Raw genomic sequence first — 16307 nt, 5'->3', positions numbered from 1 at the left:
GAAAACAGCTGTTTTTTGTAATCGTGCAACTTGCATGAAACCCCTCGCCTCTGCATGCAAGTTGCGGCTTTTGGATCTGGGTAAGCACCTGATTTCCAGGCATTTTCCTCCAGGCATAAAAAAAGGACTCCGAAGAGTCCCTTTTTTCAGCGAAAAGCCTGAGGGTGATTAAACGCCCGAAGCCTTGGCTGCTGCTACGTCCTTGATGGACAGCTTGATACGGCCGCGGTTGTCCACGTCCAGTACCAGCACTTCCACTTCCTGGCCTTCTTTCAGGATGTCGGTCACTTTCTCAACACGAGCGTCGCTCAGCATGGAGATGTGAACCAGACCGTCCTTGCCCGGCAGGATGTTGACGAATGCGCCGAAGTCGACGATGCGCTCAACCTTACCGACGTAGATCTTGCCGATCTCGGCTTCAGCGGTAATGCCCAGGACGCGCTGACGTGCTGCCTCAGCGGCTTCCTTGGTTTCGCCGAAGATCTTGATCGAGCCGTCGTCTTCGATGTCGATCGAAGCCTTGGTCTCTTCACAGATCGCACGGATAGTCGCGCCGCCTTTACCGATAACATCACGGATTTTGTCGGTGTCGATTTTCATCGCGATCATGGTCGGAGCATTTTCCGACAGTTCGGTACGGGACTGACCAATGATCTGGTTCATCTGGCCGAGGATGTTCAGGCGCGCTTCCAGGGCTTGGCCCAGGGCGATTTCCATGATCTCTTCGGTGATGCCCTTGATCTTGATGTCCATCTGCAGCGCGGTGACGCCTTTGGCGGTACCGGCTACCTTGAAGTCCATGTCGCCCAGGTGGTCTTCGTCGCCCAGGATGTCGGTCAGGATGGCGAACTTCTCGCCTTCTTTAACCAGGCCCATGGCGATACCGGCAACCGGCGCCTTCATCGGCACACCAGCATCCATCAGTGCCAGGGAAGCACCGCAGACCGAAGCCATGGAGCTGGAACCGTTGGATTCGGTAATTTCCGATACGACACGGATGGTGTACGGGAACACGTCGGCAGCCGGCAGCATGGCTGCAATCGAACGACGGGCCAGACGGCCGTGGCCGATTTCACGACGACCAGCGCCACCCATGCGACCACACTCGCCCACCGAGAACGGAGGGAAGTTGTAGTGCAGCATGAACGGGTCTTTTTTCTCGCCTTCCAGGGTGTCCAGCAGCTGTGCGTCACGGGCAGTACCCAGAGTCGCGACAACCAGGGCCTGGGTTTCACCACGGGTGAACAGCGCCGAACCGTGAGTCTTTGGCAGAACGCCGACTTCGATGTTCAGCGGACGTACGGTCTTGGTGTCGCGACCGTCGATACGTGGCTTGCCGTTGACGATGTTTTCGCGAACGGTGCGGTATTCGATTTCGCCGAAAGCTGCTTTGACGTCGCTGGAGGAAGGCTGACCTTCTTCACCGGACAGCTTGGCAACGACCTGATCCTTCAACTCACCCAGGCGAGCGTAGCGGTCGGCCTTGACGGTGATGGTGTAGGCGTCGGAGATCGCAGCGCCGAACTCGGAGCGGATAGTGCTCAGCAGCTCGGTGGCTTCCGGGGCAGCAGTCCAGGTCCAGGTAGGCTTGGCGGCTTCGGCAGCCAGTTCGGTAACGGCCTTGATGACCGCCTGGAACTCGTCGTGGGCGAACAGTACGGCGCCCAGCATCTGGTCTTCGGTCAGCTCTTTGGCTTCCGATTCAACCATCAATACGGCTTCCGAGGTACCGGCAACGACCATGTCCAGGCTCGATGCTTTCTGTTGCTCGTAAGTCGGGTTCAGCAGGTAGCCGGTGCTTTCGTGGAAAGCAACGCGAGCGGCGCCGATCGGGCCGTCGAACGGAATGCCCGAGATAGCCAGGGCAGCCGAAGTACCGATCATCGCAGCGATGTCCGGATCGGTTTTCTTGCTGGTGGAAACGACGGTGCAGACAACCTGCACTTCGTTCATGAAGCCTTCTGGGAACAGCGGACGGATCGGACGGTCGATCAGTCGGGAAGTCAGGGTTTCTTTCTCGGAAGGACGGCCTTCACGCTTGAAGAAACCGCCAGGGATCTTACCGGCAGCGTAAGTCTTTTCCTGGTAGTGAACGGAAAGAGGGAAGAAGCCTTTGCTTGGGTCAGCGGTCTTGGCGCCAACAACGGTCACCAATACGGTCACGTCGTCGTCAACGGTAACCAGCACTGCGCCGGAGGCTTGACGGGCGATACGGCCTGTCTCGAGGGTAACGGTCGACTGACCGAACTGGAATTTTTTGATAACCGGGTTCACGGTGTCCTACCTTCTTTGTGGCTCTTGGGGAACTTGTCTTCTTGCGAAATTCTTGGGCAATGTCGGGAATCGGCCCGACGCTAGTCCAGGGTAAAACGTGTATCCAGATAAAACTTGAGGCTGGGAGCCTGCCATGGGCCAGCGGGAATCCCACTGACACACGGCAGACAACCAACCTCTAGCGCAATCGCTTATTAGCGACGCAGACCCAGGCGACCGATCAGAGCCTGATAACGACCCAGATCCTTGCCTTTCAGGTAATCCAGCAGCTTACGACGCTGGTTTACCATGCGGATCAGACCACGACGGGAGTGGTGATCTTTACCGTTGGCCTTGAAGTGACCTTGCAGCTTGTTGATGTTGTGGGTCAGCAGTGCAACTTGCACTTCTGGCGAACCAGTGTCACCAACAGCTTGCTGATAGTCAGCAACGATTTGTGCTTTTTCTTGAACGTCGAGAGCCATGAGGCAATCCTTTTTTCAGGAAACCACCCAAAGGGCGGTCTCAACAGGCCAGGGACAAATCCCTGTATCTAAAAATGAGTGTTGACCGTGCCTGTTAACAGCCACACTCGTTCGGTCATTCTGACCGAATCAGTCGACGCGGCGCGATGCGCCCGTCTTCGCTCACTTCACCGATACCGATAAAGCGACCGTTATGATCCTGTACCCGCACCATGCCGAACTTCGGGGCATCCGGGGCACGTACCGGCTGGCCGTTGAGCCAGTAGAACGCGCTGTGCTCCGAGAAGTGCAGCAATGGCCAATCCAGCAAACCGCTGTCCGATGGCATCAGGAAGCGATCAACGGCTTCATTGCCGCCTTCGGCGTGCACCGCTTCCAACTCTTCCAGCGTGACCGTCTGGGCCAGGGTGAAAGGGCCGGCCTGGGTGCGTCGCAGTTCTGCAACGTACGCGCCGCAACCAAGCTTTTCACCAATATCTTCCACCAGGGTACGGATATAGGTGCCTTTGCTGCAGTCCACGGCCAGACGCGCAGTGTCACCTTCACAGGCGAGCAATTCCAAGCGCGCAATAGTAACAGAACGCGGTTCGCGCTCCACTACTTCGCCCGCACGTGCCAGCTTGTAAAGTGGCTGCCCATCACGCTTGAGCGCCGAGTACATCGGCGGTATCTGACTGATTTGCCCACGAAAACCGGGTAAAGCCGCTTCAATATCCGCACGACCAACGGTCACATCGCGAACCTGCAAAACATCACCTTCGGCATCGGCCGTGGTGGTGGTCTTGCCCAGTTGCATGAGGGTTTCGTAACCCTTGTCGGAATCGAGCAGGTATTGCGAGAACTTGGTGGCCTCGCCAAAGCACAACGGCAACACGCCGGTGGCCAGCGGATCAAGGCTGCCGGTGTGCCCGGCCTTCTCGGCATTGAGCAGCCAGCGGACCTTCTGCAAAGCGGCATTGGAGGTAAAGCCAATGGGCTTGTCGAGCAGAATGATGCCGCTGACGTTGCGACGGATACGTTTGACCTGAGCCACCGCTTACTCCTTGGCGTCTTCAGGTGTGGACGGGTGCTGACTGTCTTCCGCCACGGCGCGCTCGATCAGTGCCGACAGATGCGCACCACGCACGACGCTTTCGTCGTAGTGGAAGTGCAGCTGGGGAACGCTGCGCAGCTTCATTTCACGGGCCAATTGCATGCGCAGGAAACCTGCCGCAGCGTTGAGCACCTTGATGCTTTGCGCGATTTCTTCACTGTTGTCCTGCCCCATCACGGTGATGAAGATCTTGGCGTGACCAACGTCACGGCTCACTTCAACGGCGGTGATGGTGACCAGGCCAACCCGTGGGTCTTTGACTTCGCGACGGATCAGTTGGGCCAGCTCGCGCTGCATCTGATCGCCGATACGCTGGGTACGGCTGTATTCTTTTGCCATGTCTTGTTACCTGTTACTGCCACACGGTGAAACCCGTGGGGTCTGAAAGCGGCAAACGCCCGGCCTGACAAAAGCCAGACCGGGCGTTGCGTTTAGAGTCCGTACGCTGCGCGGGGCATTTGCATGCCCACTCGCTGCGTGGCTCCGGAAGTGCGCGAGTTAGAGGCTGCGAGCAACCTGAACCTTCTCGAAGACTTCGATCTTGTCGCCAACCTTGACGTCGTTGTAGCTCTTGACGCCGATACCGCATTCCATGCCGGCACGTACTTCGGAAGCGTCATCCTTGAAGCGGCGCAGGGATTCCAGCTCGCCTTCGAAGATAACGATGTCTTCACGCAGTACGCGGATTGGACGGTTACGGTACACAGTGCCTTCGACAACCATGCAGCCGGCGATCGCGCCGAATTTCGGCGAGCGGAACACGTCACGTACTTCGGCGATACCCAGGATGTTCTCCCGGACGTCGCTGCCAAGCATGCCGGTAAGGGCTTTCTTGACGTCTTCGATGATGTCGTAGATGACGTTGTAGTAACGCATGTCCAGGCCTTCCTGCTCGACGATCTTGCGAGCGCCAGCATCGGCACGCACGTTGAAGCCGAACAGTACAGCGTTGGAAGCCAGTGCCAGGTTGGCGTCAGATTCGGTGATACCACCGACACCGCCACCGACAACGCGCACTTGCACTTCGTCGTTACCCAGGCCGTTCAAGGCGCCGTTCAACGCTTCGAGGGAACCACGTACGTCAGATTTGAGGACGATGTTAAGCGTCTTCTTCTCTTCCTGGCCCATGTTCTCGAAGATGTTTTCCAGCTTGCCTGCGTGAGCACGGGCCAGTTTGACTTCGCGGAACTTGCCTTGACGGAACAGAGCCACTTCACGGGCTTTCTTCTCGTCGGCCACTACGCTCATCTCGTCGCCAGCGTCCGGCGTACCGTCCAGGCCGAGGATCTCGACCGGGATAGCAGGACCTGCTTCCTTGATTGGCTTGCCGTTCTCGTCGAGCATGGCACGTACACGGCCGTAGTTCGAACCGACCAGGACCATGTCGCCTTGGCGCAGGGTACCGTCTTGAACCAGAACGGTCGCAACCGGGCCACGGCCCTTGTCGAGACGGGACTCAACCACAACGCCACGGCCAGGAGCCGAGGGAGTAGCAGTCAGTTCCAGGACTTCGGCTTGCAACAGAACGGCTTCGAGCAGTTCGTCAACGCCAGTACCCATCTTCGCGGAGACTGGTACGAATGGAGTGTCGCCACCCCACTCTTCGGATGTCACGCCGTGAACCGACAGTTCGCTACGGATGCGATCAAGATCAGCGCCCGGCTTGTCGATTTTGTTCACCGCAACAACCAGCGGAACGCCAGCAGCCTTGGCATGCTGAACGGCTTCGATGGTTTGTGGCATCACGCCGTCGTCAGCTGCAACCACCAGGATCACGATGTCAGTCGCCTTGGCACCACGGGCACGCATTGCGGTAAACGCAGCGTGACCAGGGGTGTCGAGGAACGTCACCATGCCACGGTCGGTTTCAACGTGGTACGCACCGATGTGCTGGGTGATACCGCCGGCTTCGCCAGCAGCAACCTTGGCACGACGGATGTAGTCGAGCAGGGAAGTTTTACCGTGGTCAACGTGGCCCATTACGGTCACGACCGGTGCACGGGAAACCGCCTCACCTTCAAACTTCAGGGACTCGGCCAGGGAATCTTCCAGGGCGGTATCGCTGACCAGGGTCACTTTGTGGCCCAGCTCTTCAGCAACCAGTTGGGCAGTTTCCTGATCCAGTACCTGGTTGATAGTGGCCGGAGTACCCAGCTTGAACATGAACTTGATGATTTCAGCTGCCTTGACCGACATCTGCTGGGCGAGATCGCCAACAGTGATGGTCTCGCCGATCTTCACTTCACGCACGACAGGGCCGGTTGGGCTCTGGAAACCGTGGGCGTTGCGTTTCTTCAGCTTGGCCTTGCCGCGACCACCACGACGGAAGCCATCGCTTTCTTCGTCGGTAGTACGTGGGGCAACGCGTGGAGCAGGCGCTTTCTCTTTGACCGAAGCACGATGCGGAGCGTTTTTGCGCTCGCCATCGCCACCACCGCTGCGACGATTGTTATCGTCGGCACGTGGCTTGTCCGGGCGACGAGGTTCGTCACGCTTGCGGGCGTCAGCTGCCGGAGCAGGTGCAGCGGCAACCGGAGCGGCCTCACGCACAGCTTCAACAGGCGCAGCGACCGCTTCAGTGGCAGCAGGTTGCGCAGCAGCAGGCTGGCGACGCGCTTCTTCTTCGGCGCGACGCTTGGCTTCTTCTTCAGCCTTCTGACGAGCAGCATTTTCTACTGCGCGACGCTCTTCCAGTTCGCGTTTGCGCTCGGCTTCGATTTCTTCCGGGCTGCGCTGTACGAAGACTTTCTTCTTGCGTACTTCAACGCTGATGCTCTTGCTACCAGCAACACGCAGTGTGCTGGTGGTTTTGCGCTGCAATGTAATCTTGCGCGGTTCTTCCACTTTCGCCTTGTGGCTGCTCTTCAAGTGAGTCAGCAAAGACTGCTTCTCACTATCGCTCACACCTTCATCGGCGGCGGTGTGCGGCAGACCTGCCTCACGCATCTGCTGCAACAGGCGCTCTACCGGTGTTTTGACCTCATCGGCCAGTTGTTTCACCGTGACTTGCGTCATGCACTTCTCTCCTCAGGCCGCGCCTAATTACTCGAACCAATGGGCTCGGGCGGCCATGATCAACTTGCCGGCACGATCATCGTCAATGCCGTCGATGTCGAGCAGGTCGTCAATAGACTGCTCGGCCAGGTCTTCGCGGGTAATTACGCCGCGCACCGCCAGTTCCATCGCCAAATCCTTGTCCATACCCTCAAGCGAGAGCAGGTCTTCGGCCGGATGGGCGTCTGCCAGCTTTTCCTCAGTAGCGATGGCTTTAGTCAACAAACGATCCTTGGCCCGAGCGCGAAGCTCGTTGACGGTATCTTCGTCAAAGCCGTCGATGTTGAGCATTTCTTCCAACGGTACGTAGGCAATCTCTTCCAGGCTGGTGAAGCCTTCATCTACCAGCACCTGCGCCAGGTCTTCGTCGACTTCCAGCTCGTCGATGAAGTTGCGCAGGATGTCACCGGTTTCAGCTTGCTGCTTAGCCTGGATGTCCGATTCGGTCATCACGTTCAGGGTCCAGCCGGTCAGTTGGCTGGCCAGACGCACGTTCTGACCACCACGACCAATGGCCTGAGCCAGATTGTCTGCGCCAACGGCGATGTCCATTGCATGGGCATCTTCGTCAACGATAATTGCCGCCACTTCAGCTGGCGACATGGCGTTGATCACGAACTGCGCCGGGTTATCGTCCCACAGGACGATGTCCACACGCTCACCGCCCAATTCGCCCGACACTGCCTGGACGCGCGAACCGCGCATACCAATGCAAGCGCCTTGCGGGTCGATGCGTTTGTCCTTGGAGCGGACCGCGATCTTGGCGCGCGAACCCGGGTCGCGGGACGCAGCCATGACTTCGATCAGGCCTTCGGCGATTTCCGGCACTTCGATGCGGAACAGTTCAATCAGCATTTCCGGCGCGGTACGCGACAGGATCAGCTGAGGACCGCGGTTCTCGGTGCGGATTTCCTTGAGCAGCGCACGCAGACGCACGCCGACACGGAAGGTTTCGCGAGAAATGATGTCTTCGCGAGCCAGCAACGCTTCTGCGTTGTTGCCCAGGTCGACGATCACATTGTCGCGGGTGACTTTTTTCACGGTGCCGGAGATGATTTCACCCAGGCGCTCGCGATAAGCGTCAACGACTTGAGCGCGCTCGGCTTCGCGGACTTTCTGCACAATGACCTGCTTGGCAGTCTGTGCAGCAATGCGGCCGAACTCGATGGATTCGATTTTCTCTTCAACGACATCACCGACCTTGGCGCCAGGATGCGTTTGCGCAACCTTGCTCGGCCAGGTTTCGATGGCCGGATCATCAAGATCGTCCTCTTCGACCACCGTCCAGCGACGGAAAGTCTCGTAGGCACCGGTGTGGCGGTTGATTTCCACACGCAGATCAACTTCGTCTTCAAAGCGCTTTTTGGTAGCAGTGGCCAGGGCCAGCTCCAACGCTTCAAAAATCACGCTTGCCGGTACACCCTTTTCGTTGGATACCGACTCAACAACCAGCAGTACTTCTTTGCTCATCGTACGCCTCGCCTTTCGCAAGCCATTGGATCCGCGGGATCCGCGTCTCAGTCAAAACTGGGAATAATGTTGGCCTTGTCGATCATATCGATCGGCAACAGGAACTCATGGTCTTCTACCTGCACCACGACATCCTGTTCTTCTACACCGCGCAGAAGGCCCTGAAAATTGCGTCGCCCTTCGAACGGGGATCGCAGCTTGATCTTCACTTGTTCACCGACATATTTAGCAAACTGCTCGATAGTGAACAGTGGGCGTTCCATGCCTGGCGAGGAAACTTCGAGGGTGTATTCAACGGCGATTGGATCTTCAACATCCAGGACACCGCTGATCTGACGGCTGACAATGGCGCAATCGTCCACCAGCACACCGCCCTCTTTATCGATATAAACGCGCAACATTGAGTGGCGACCTTGAGCCGAAAACTCAATACCCCAGCATTCATAGCCTAGGGCCACGACCACCGGGGCCAGCAAGGCCTGCAACTCTTCTAGCTTGCTCGACACCTGAACCCCCTCGTGCATGTATGTGCATGCTGTGCAAAATAAAAAAATGGGCGAAACGCCCATCCTTGAAACGCCGTCGAACAGCGGCGTTGAAAGTGTCCAGCTAACAAAAAGCCCCTTAAAAGGGGCTCCGCTAAAACTGGTTGCGGGGGCCGGATTTGAACCGACGACCTTCGGGTTATGAGCCCGACGAGCTACCAGACTGCTCCACCCCGCGACAAAGCTGGGGCGGAAGTATACGACCGATCCCTTGCAGGGTCAATGTAACCTTCCACCTACAAGAAAGCCCGCAACAGCGGGCTCTCCTGATAATTGGTACCGAGAAGGGGACTCGAACCCCTACACCCTATGGGCACAACCACCTCAAGGTTGCGTGTCTACCAATTCCACCACCTCGGCAATACAGCGTTTACAACCCTTCTTACTTTTGCTCTTGAGCTGGAGGTACGTCAGTCGCTGGAGTAGCCGACTTTTGCTCTTGAAGCACCGGGACATCATCAGAAGCCGGTTTTGCTTTTGGAACTTCCAACACTGCTGGGTTTGGGAGACCTACCTGAGTCAGCACATGAGCCTTCTCTTTAGCAAAGTAACCTAACCCCAAGCTGGTTATGAAGAAACCGGCGGCAAGTATAGCAGTAAACTTACTAAGAAAGGTAGAGGAACCTTGGCTTCCGAACACAGTATTTGAAGCACCTGCACCGAAAGACGCACCAGCATCCGCACCTTTACCCTGTTGCAGCAAAACCAGGGCAACTACGCCCAGTGCGGCCAACAGATGAAAAACGACTACGACTGTTTCCAGCATTTTTTCAGTTTCCCGCGGCGCGACAGATCGCACCGAACTCATCTGCATTCAGGGAAGCTCCACCAATGAGCCCCCCATCGATATCCGGCATGCCGAACAGTTCGACCGCATTGGCCGCCTTCACGCTGCCGCCGTATAGAAGACGCACACCTTGTGCGACTTCAGAATTCTCTGCCGCCAACTGCGCGCGAATGGCTGCGTGCACATCCTGCGCCTGTTGCGGCGTAGCAGTCAGCCCGGTACCAATGGCCCAGACCGGCTCGTAAGCGATTACTGCCTTTGCAAACGCACCGACACCCAGCTCCTCGATGATGCTGCCTAGCTGACGCGAGACAACTTCAAGAGTCTTGCCCGATTCGCGCTGCTCAAGGGTTTCCCCTATGCACAACACTGGAATCAAGCCACAAGCCTGTGCCGCTGCGAACTTGCGATTGAGTGTCCCATCCCGCTCGCCCATCATCTGGCGACGCTCGGAGTGCCCGACCAGCACATAGGAACAACCCGCATCAACCAACTGACTCGGTGCAATCTCACCGGTCAACGCACCTTGCATGGCTTCCACCGCAGAATTCTGCGCGCCGACCTGAATCGACTTGCCTTTCAAGCCATCAACCACTTGGGTGATATGCAAGAGAGGCGGGAAAACCGCCACATCAACGCCGCTAGGCAAGGCCAGGTGACGAAGGCCGTTGATCAGCTCAGCGACACTGGCGCGGGTACCGTGCATCTTCCAGTTACCAGCTACCATAGTGCGACGCATGCTGTACCCCGTCGGTCAAAGTGGGCGCAGATGTTACCCAACCACATCACCACTGGCAAGCCGAATTCAGGCGCAAACTTCACTTACCAGTTTTGCCAGGCTTTCTGCATGCTCGCGAACCTGCGTTTCATCGTCACCTTCGACCATGACGCGCACCAAAGGCTCTGTGCCGGACTTGCGCAGCAACACCCGCCCACGCCCCGCCATTGCCAGCGTCACACGCTCACAGGCATCTTTGACAGCCGGGTGCTCGATTGGGTTTTCACCCCCTGCAAAGCGCACATTGAGGAGCACTTGCGGGCACTTGCGCAGCGCCTGACGCGCCTGAGCAAGACTCTCTTCACGACGACGCAAAGACAGCAATACCTGGAGCGCCGCGATAATTGCGTCGCCAGTAGTGGTGTGCTGGAAGCAGACAACATGCCCGGAGTTCTCGCCACCCACTTGCCAGTTACGCTCCAGCAGCTCGGCGATTACGTAACGGTCACCGACATTGGCACGAACAAAGGGAATCCCCAGGTCAGCCAGGGCCAACTCCAATCCCAGATTACTCATCAACGTACCAACGACGCCGCCCTGCAGCTTGTTACGCTCATGCAAGTCGCGAGCAATGATGAACAGCAGGTCATCGCCATCGACCACCGCGCCCGTGTGATCCACCATCAGCACGCGATCGCCATCGCCATCAAAGGCAATACCCAAGTCAGCATGCTTGGCCAGCACGGCTGCCTGCAACTGCTCCATGTGCGTGGAGCCACAGTTCTCGTTGATATTCAAACCATCAGGCTGCGCCGACAGCACCGTTACTTCGGCACCCAACTCCTTGAACACGCTCGGGGCAACCTTGTAGGTCGCACCGTGTGCGCAATCGACAACAATTTTCAGCCCGGCAAAATTGGTGCTGGTAGGAACACTGCTTTTGCAAAACTCGATGTAACGCCCAGAGGCATCATTGATGCGCGACACCTTGCCCAGCTTACTGGACTCGACCACAGTCATCGGTGCGTCGAGCAATTCTTCGATCATCAGCTCGATTTCGTCAGGCAACTTGGTGCCCTGACCGGAAAAGAACTTGATGCCATTGTCATCGTGGGGATTGTGCGAAGCGCTGATCACAATACCGGCTTCAGCGTGGAAGGTACGCGTCAGGTAGGCGATCGCCGGCGTCGGCATCGGCCCCAGCAACATCACATCAGCACCGGCAGCAGACAAACCCGCCTCGAGCGCAGACTCAAACATATAACCCGAAATGCGGGTGTCCTTGCCCACCAGGATGCGGCACGCGCCCATGCTGCGGAACGCCATGCCTGCCGCCCAACCCAGCTTGAGCATGAAGTCAGGAGTAATCGGAAACTCGCCGACCCGACCACGGATACCGTCGGTGCCAAAGTATTTTTTAGTCATAAGTGCTCCATCATTCTTATTCGGCAGATTCTACAGCGGCAATCATGCGCACCACATCGACCGTCTCGGCGACATCATGTACACGCAAGATGCGTGCGCCCTTGGTCACGGCAAGCGCCGCAAGCGCCAGGCCACCATACAACCGCTCACCCACTGGACGATTCAATGCCAGCCCTATCATGCTCTTGCGCGAAACCCCAACCAACAAGGGACGACCAAGCGCATGGAGGGATTCCATGTGTTTAAACAGACTCAAATTATGTTGCAGGGTCTTGGCGAAGCCAAACCCGGGATCAAGGATGATCTTCTCGGGAGCGATGCCTACTCCAGCGCACTGAGCGATCCGCTCAGCCAGGAAACTGCTCACCTCACCAACGAGATCGTCGTAGTGCGGATTGTCCTGCATATTTCCAGGCTCCCCCAGCATGTGCATCAGGCACACCGGCAGACCGGTGGCTGCAGCCGCATCCAGGGCACCGTCACGCCGCAAGGAACGCACGTCATTGATAAGCCCAGCCCCCAGCCGCGCGGTTTCGCGCATCACCGCCGGGGTCGAGGTATCAACCGAGATAATGACATCCAGCTCCTGGGCGATGCGCTCGACAATCGGCGCAACCCGCTCCAGCTCCTCCAAGGGAGAAACCACACGAGCACCGGGACGGGTGGACTCCCCTCCCACATCGATCAAGGTCGCACCAGCCAACACCATCGCCTCGGCGTGGCGCAACGCAGTATCGAGCTGGCTGAAGCGACCACCATCAGAGAAGGAATCAGGAGTGACATTAAGAATGCCCATGACATGCGTATGGGCCAAATCAAGAACCCGATTGCCGCAAGGCAACCGGGTGGAGGACAGCACAGAAGTCATTTCAAACCTTAATGGTCAGCCGCAGGGCCGCCGATCGGGGTTTCAGGGCGTTCATTCTGGACCACTGGCGGCGTACCCGAAGTACCCGAACCACCTTCCCAATCGCGAGGCTCACGCGGGGTGCGGCCAGCCATGATGTCGTCGATCTGGTCGGCATCAATGGTTTCGTACTTCATCAGCGCGTCAGCCATCGCGTCGAGCTTGTCGCGGTTATCGGTCAGGATCTGCTTGGCCGTGCCGTAGCACTGGTCGATGATGCTGCGCACTTCGGAGTCGATCAGCTTGGCTGTCTCACCGGAGAAGCTGGCGCTTTGACCGCCGCCGCCACGACCCAGGAACACCTCACCTTCTTCCTCGGCATACATCAAAGGACCGAGTTTTTCCGACAAGCCCCACTTGGTCACCATGTTTCGCGCAATCTGGCTGGCACGCATGATGTCGTTGGACGCGCCGGTGGTCACACCGTCAAAGCCCAGGGTCATTTCTTCCGCGATACGGCCGCCGTACAGCGAACAGATCTGGCTGATCAGCGCACGCTTGGAAAGGCTGTAGCGATCCTCTTCCGGCAGGAACATGGTGACACCCAGCGCCCGACCGCGAGGAATGATCGATACCTTGTAGACCGGGTCATGCTCTGGCACAACGCGACCAACAATGGCGTGACCGGCTTCGTGATAAGCAGTGTTCTGCTTTTCTTTCTCGGACATGACCATGGATTTGCGCTCGGCACCCATCATGATCTTGTCTTTCGCCAGTTCGAACTCTTTCATTTCGACGATGCGCTTGCCGGTACGGGCCGCAAACAGCGAAGCCTCGTTAACCAGGTTGGCCAGGTCAGCACCGGAGAAGCCAGGAGTACCACGGGCAATCACGGCCGGAGCCACGTCGTCGCCCATCGGCACTTTGCGCATATGCACTTTGAGAATCTGCTCACGACCACGGATGTCCGGCAAGCCGACCACGACCTGGCGGTCGAAACGGCCCGGACGCAGCAACGCAGGGTCCAATACATCCGGACGGTTGGTAGCAGCGATGACAATGATGCCGTCATTCATTTCAAAGCCGTCCATCTCAACCAGCAGTTGGTTGAGGGTCTGCTCACGCTCATCATGACCGCCGCCCATGCCGGCGCCACGATGGCGACCAACGGCGTCGATTTCATCGATGAAGATAATGCAAGGTGCGTGCTTCTTGGCCTGCTCGAACATATCGCGAACACGGCTGGCGCCGACACCAACAAACATCTCGACGAAGTCAGAACCGGAAATGGTGAAGAACGGCACTTTCGCTTCGCCGGCAATCGCCTTGGCCAGCAAGGTTTTACCCGTACCTGGCGGGCCTACCATCAGCACACCACGTGGAATGCGACCACCCAGGCGCTGAAACTTGCCCGGATCGCGCAGGAACTCGACCAACTCACCGACTTCTTCCTTGGCTTCATCGCAACCGGCAACATCAGCCAGGGTGGTCTTCACCTGATCTTCGGAAAGCAGGCGCGCCTTGCTCTTGCCAAAGCTCATCGGCCCGCCCTTGCCTCCCGCACCACCTTGCATCTGGCGCATGAAGAACATGAACACGGCAATAATCACCAGGATCGGGAAGCTGGCGACCAGGAGCTGGGTCCAGATGCTCTGCTGCTCAGGCTGCTTGCCTTCAACCACGACGTGGTTGTCCACCAGATCGCCGATCAGGCCGTTGTCCGGAATGTTCGGACGAATGGTCTTGAAGCTATCGCCGTCGTTGCGCTTGCCGTTGATCACAAAGCCATCAATCGCTACACGCTCGACCTTGCCATCCTTGACTTGCTGGATGAAGTCGGAGTAGTTGAGGGTCTGCGGTTCGTTAGGGCTGGAGAAGTTGTTCATCACCGTCACAAGGACAGCCGCGATGATCAACCACAGGATCAGATTCTTTGCCATATCGTTCAATTAACTACCCTCTGAAGCAAGCTCCGCTACTGGCGCGCGCTTCGCATGATATTCACCGGCCTAACTTACTACATTACCTACAACTCTGGCAGGCGCCGTCTGTAACCCTTTGTGAAACTTTGACTACACAATATTCGTAAAGCTTCGTGACGAAAGCGACATAAAAAAACCTATCGCCCTCCTCGACTTTCTCAAAAACGCTCTTCACTCGTCGCACCTTCGACGCCACGGAAGCCACGGCACAGCAGGTATTGCTCTCTGGACCGGTCCCGGGAAGAGTCTGGCTTACGCGTCTGCACCTTATCGAACAACTTGCGTATGTTCTTGTGGTACTCGTCGAAACCTTCACCCTGGAAGACCTTCACCAGGAAATCGCCACCGGGACGCAATACCCGACCCGCCAAATCCAGTGCCAGCTCGCAAAGGAACATTGCACGCGGCATATCGACGGCCGGTAATCCACTCATATTGGGGGCCATGTCGGAAATCACAAGGTCTACCTGCGAATTTCCCACAGCCTCAAGGATTTGGGCGAGCACCGTGTCCTGGGTAAAGTCACCATGAACAAAGGTCACGTCCGGGATGCTGTCCATCTCGAGGATGTCGGAAGCGATAAGGCGACCTTGCCCACCAATCAGACGACTGGTCACCTGGGACCAGCCACCAGGGGCTGCACCAAGATCGATAACGCTCATGCCTGGACGGATCAGCTTGTCCTTGTCCTGGATCTCCAGCAGCTTGTAGCTGGCACGGGAACGATAGCCGTCCTTTTGCGCCTTTTTGACGTAAGGATCGTTGAAATGCTCTTGCAGCCACTTGAGGCTAGTTTTGGAACGGGCCACGGGCCACCTCGAAAATAAAACGGGTTGTGATTAACTGGGCGGTCCCGGACTCGCTCGGGTAAACTGGCCGCCGCTTTTTACAAGATCAGACGCAGGGGTCAGATTATGCCGCTCACTCAAGAGCAGAAGAAACAGTACAAATCCATTGGCCACCATCTGAAACCAGTTCTGATTGTGGCAGACAACGGTTTGACTGAAGGTGTGTTAGCCGAACTTGAACGCGCATTGGGCGATCACGAACTGATCAAGATCAAGGTCAACATCCTTGACCGCGAAGCGCGCCTGGCCGCCATTGCAGAACTGTGCAAGGTGGGCAAGGCCGACCTGGTTCAGGTCATCGGCAAGATGGCGCTGCTGTATCGCAAGAACTTCAGCGTCAACAAGCAGCTGTCGAACGTTCATCGCTTCAAATGATTCAAAGGGTCACGGGCGTGCTTCGCGCGCCCTGCCGCTCCATCCCGGTGCAGGTTGCACAACCAGGACCAAGCCAGAGAACCCTAGCACAAGATAGCTGAACAACTGCCAGCGCAACGCTTCCGGCAGCCACACATGCACGATGCAAAACATTGCACACGCATACAGCGCCATCAACAGCAGTTGGCCGCGAATATCCCGCCACAAACTCCCCCAGCCTTCGGCCTTGACCAGCACCAACGCCTGGAGTGTCACGCACGCCGCCGCAAAACCCACCAGCAGCGCACTCAGTAATCCGTCGATCTCATCGATCAGCAACGGTGCCAGGCCTATCAGGCCCAGCGCCGGTAAAACACCAATGTGCAACAACCACAGGCCACCCACCCAAAGCATCTGGGAGAGCTGCCAAAGCATGGCGCCCGCAC

General features: G+C 57.4%; 15 protein-coding genes and 2 tRNA genes. 1 reads left to right on the top strand and 16 read right to left on the bottom strand.

All coding sequences use genetic code 11. The annotated features are described in order from the left end of the window. Positions 1-168: 168 nt before the first annotated feature. The 15 genes from pnp to rlmE all read right to left on the bottom strand — a co-directional run bounded on the left by pnp (position 169) and on the right by rlmE (position 15468). Positions 169-2274 (bottom strand): polyribonucleotide nucleotidyltransferase, encoded by a 2106-nt coding sequence (pnp, locus tag OPU96_RS12890; protein ID WP_192298916.1) that lies wholly within the window; start codon positions 2272-2274, stop codon positions 169-171. Between the two features lie 194 nt (positions 2275-2468). Next, positions 2469-2738, bottom strand: a complete 270-nt coding sequence (rpsO, locus tag OPU96_RS12885; protein WP_003176135.1) for a 30S ribosomal protein S15 — start codon at positions 2736-2738, stop codon at positions 2469-2471. A gap of 115 nt (positions 2739-2853) precedes the next feature. Next, positions 2854-3771 carry a tRNA pseudouridine(55) synthase TruB gene (gene truB, locus OPU96_RS12880; RefSeq protein WP_026136642.1) on the bottom strand — a complete coding sequence of 306 codons (918 nt, stop codon included), beginning with the start codon at positions 3769-3771 and terminating at the stop codon, positions 2854-2856. Between the two features lie 3 nt (positions 3772-3774). Then, positions 3775-4170 carry a 30S ribosome-binding factor RbfA gene (gene rbfA, locus OPU96_RS12875; protein WP_065883945.1) on the bottom strand — a complete coding sequence of 132 codons (396 nt, stop codon included), beginning with the start codon at positions 4168-4170 and terminating at the stop codon, positions 3775-3777. Between the two features lie 159 nt (positions 4171-4329). Further along, positions 4330-6846, bottom strand: coding sequence for a translation initiation factor IF-2 (infB, locus tag OPU96_RS12870; protein ID WP_226455727.1), 2517 nt, complete (start codon positions 6844-6846; stop codon positions 4330-4332). Positions 6847-6873: 27 nt separating this feature from the next. Beyond that, positions 6874-8355, bottom strand: coding sequence for a transcription termination factor NusA (nusA, locus tag OPU96_RS12865; RefSeq protein WP_017735551.1), 1482 nt, complete (start codon positions 8353-8355; stop codon positions 6874-6876). Positions 8356-8402: 47 nt separating this feature from the next. Further along, entirely contained in the window at positions 8403-8861 is a 459-nt protein-coding gene (gene rimP, locus OPU96_RS12860; RefSeq protein WP_032862957.1) for a ribosome maturation factor RimP, read from the bottom strand. Positions 8862-9001: 140 nt separating this feature from the next. Continuing rightward, positions 9002-9078: transfer RNA gene (locus OPU96_RS12855), tRNA-Met, on the bottom strand. A 96-nt stretch (positions 9079-9174) separates the two neighbouring features. Further along, a tRNA-Leu gene (locus OPU96_RS12850) sits at positions 9175-9260 on the bottom strand. Between the two features lie 22 nt (positions 9261-9282). Beyond that, on the bottom strand, positions 9283-9666 hold the full coding sequence (gene secG, locus OPU96_RS12845) for a preprotein translocase subunit SecG (RefSeq protein WP_010206600.1): 384 nt from the start codon (positions 9664-9666) through the stop codon (positions 9283-9285). Between the two features lie 4 nt (positions 9667-9670). Beyond that, complete coding sequence (gene tpiA / locus OPU96_RS12840; RefSeq protein ID WP_192298918.1) at positions 9671-10426, bottom strand: triose-phosphate isomerase; 756 nt, start codon at positions 10424-10426, stop codon at positions 9671-9673. 66 nt (positions 10427-10492) lie between these two features. Further along, positions 10493-11830 (bottom strand): phosphoglucosamine mutase, encoded by a 1338-nt coding sequence (gene glmM / locus OPU96_RS12835; RefSeq protein WP_192298919.1) that lies wholly within the window; start codon positions 11828-11830, stop codon positions 10493-10495. Between the two features lie 16 nt (positions 11831-11846). Then, entirely contained in the window at positions 11847-12698 is an 852-nt protein-coding gene (folP, locus tag OPU96_RS12830; RefSeq protein WP_498559164.1) for a dihydropteroate synthase, read from the bottom strand. Positions 12699-12706: 8 nt separating this feature from the next. Beyond that, positions 12707-14617: an ATP-dependent zinc metalloprotease FtsH gene (ftsH, locus tag OPU96_RS12825; RefSeq protein WP_226455730.1), complete on the bottom strand. Its 1911-nt coding sequence runs from the start codon at positions 14615-14617 to the stop codon at positions 12707-12709. A 200-nt stretch (positions 14618-14817) separates the two neighbouring features. Further along, positions 14818-15468 carry a 23S rRNA (uridine(2552)-2'-O)-methyltransferase RlmE gene (rlmE, locus tag OPU96_RS12820; RefSeq protein WP_192298922.1) on the bottom strand — a complete coding sequence of 217 codons (651 nt, stop codon included), beginning with the start codon at positions 15466-15468 and terminating at the stop codon, positions 14818-14820. Positions 15469-15573: 105 nt separating this feature from the next. Between rlmE and OPU96_RS12815 the strand changes: the two genes are divergently transcribed. Continuing rightward, positions 15574-15882 carry a YhbY family RNA-binding protein gene (locus OPU96_RS12815; protein ID WP_017139256.1) on the top strand — a complete coding sequence of 103 codons (309 nt, stop codon included), beginning with the start codon at positions 15574-15576 and terminating at the stop codon, positions 15880-15882. A 9-nt stretch (positions 15883-15891) separates the two neighbouring features. Here the strand turns inward: OPU96_RS12815 and OPU96_RS12810 are convergent, their stop codons facing one another. Then, positions 15892-16296 (bottom strand): MFS transporter, encoded by a 405-nt coding sequence (locus tag OPU96_RS12810; RefSeq protein WP_192298923.1) that lies wholly within the window; start codon positions 16294-16296, stop codon positions 15892-15894. Positions 16297-16307: the final 11 nt, after the last annotated feature.

It is taken from the genome of Pseudomonas sp. RP-B7 (assembly GCF_059803535.1).
This window is presented reverse-complemented; position numbering and strand designations above follow the sequence as displayed.

Excerpts from the sequence above, each read along its gene's own strand:
- rbfA (WP_065883945.1), bottom strand. The coding sequence starts at position 4,170 with ATGGCAAAAGAATACAGCCGTACCCAGCGTATCGGCGATCAGATGCAG.
- ftsH (WP_226455730.1), bottom strand. The coding sequence starts at position 14,617 with ATGGCAAAGAATCTGATCCTGTGGTTGATCATCGCGGCTGTCCTTGTG.
- folP (WP_498559164.1), bottom strand. The coding sequence starts at position 12,698 with ATGACTTCTGTGCTGTCCTCCACCCGGTTGCCTTGCGGCAATCGGGTT.
- OPU96_RS12815 (WP_017139256.1), top strand. The coding sequence starts at position 15,574 with ATGCCGCTCACTCAAGAGCAGAAGAAACAGTACAAATCCATTGGCCAC.
- tpiA (WP_192298918.1), bottom strand. The coding sequence starts at position 10,426 with ATGCGTCGCACTATGGTAGCTGGTAACTGGAAGATGCACGGTACCCGC.
- OPU96_RS12810 (WP_192298923.1), bottom strand. The coding sequence starts at position 16,296 with ATGCTTTGGCAGCTCTCCCAGATGCTTTGGGTGGGTGGCCTGTGGTTG.
- secG (WP_010206600.1), bottom strand. The coding sequence starts at position 9,666 with ATGCTGGAAACAGTCGTAGTCGTTTTTCATCTGTTGGCCGCACTGGGC.
- infB (WP_226455727.1), bottom strand. The coding sequence starts at position 6,846 with ATGACGCAAGTCACGGTGAAACAACTGGCCGATGAGGTCAAAACACCG.
- glmM (WP_192298919.1), bottom strand. The coding sequence starts at position 11,830 with ATGACTAAAAAATACTTTGGCACCGACGGTATCCGTGGTCGGGTCGGC.
- rpsO (WP_003176135.1), bottom strand. The coding sequence starts at position 2,738 with ATGGCTCTCGACGTTCAAGAAAAAGCACAAATCGTTGCTGACTATCAG.
- nusA (WP_017735551.1), bottom strand. The coding sequence starts at position 8,355 with ATGAGCAAAGAAGTACTGCTGGTTGTTGAGTCGGTATCCAACGAAAAG.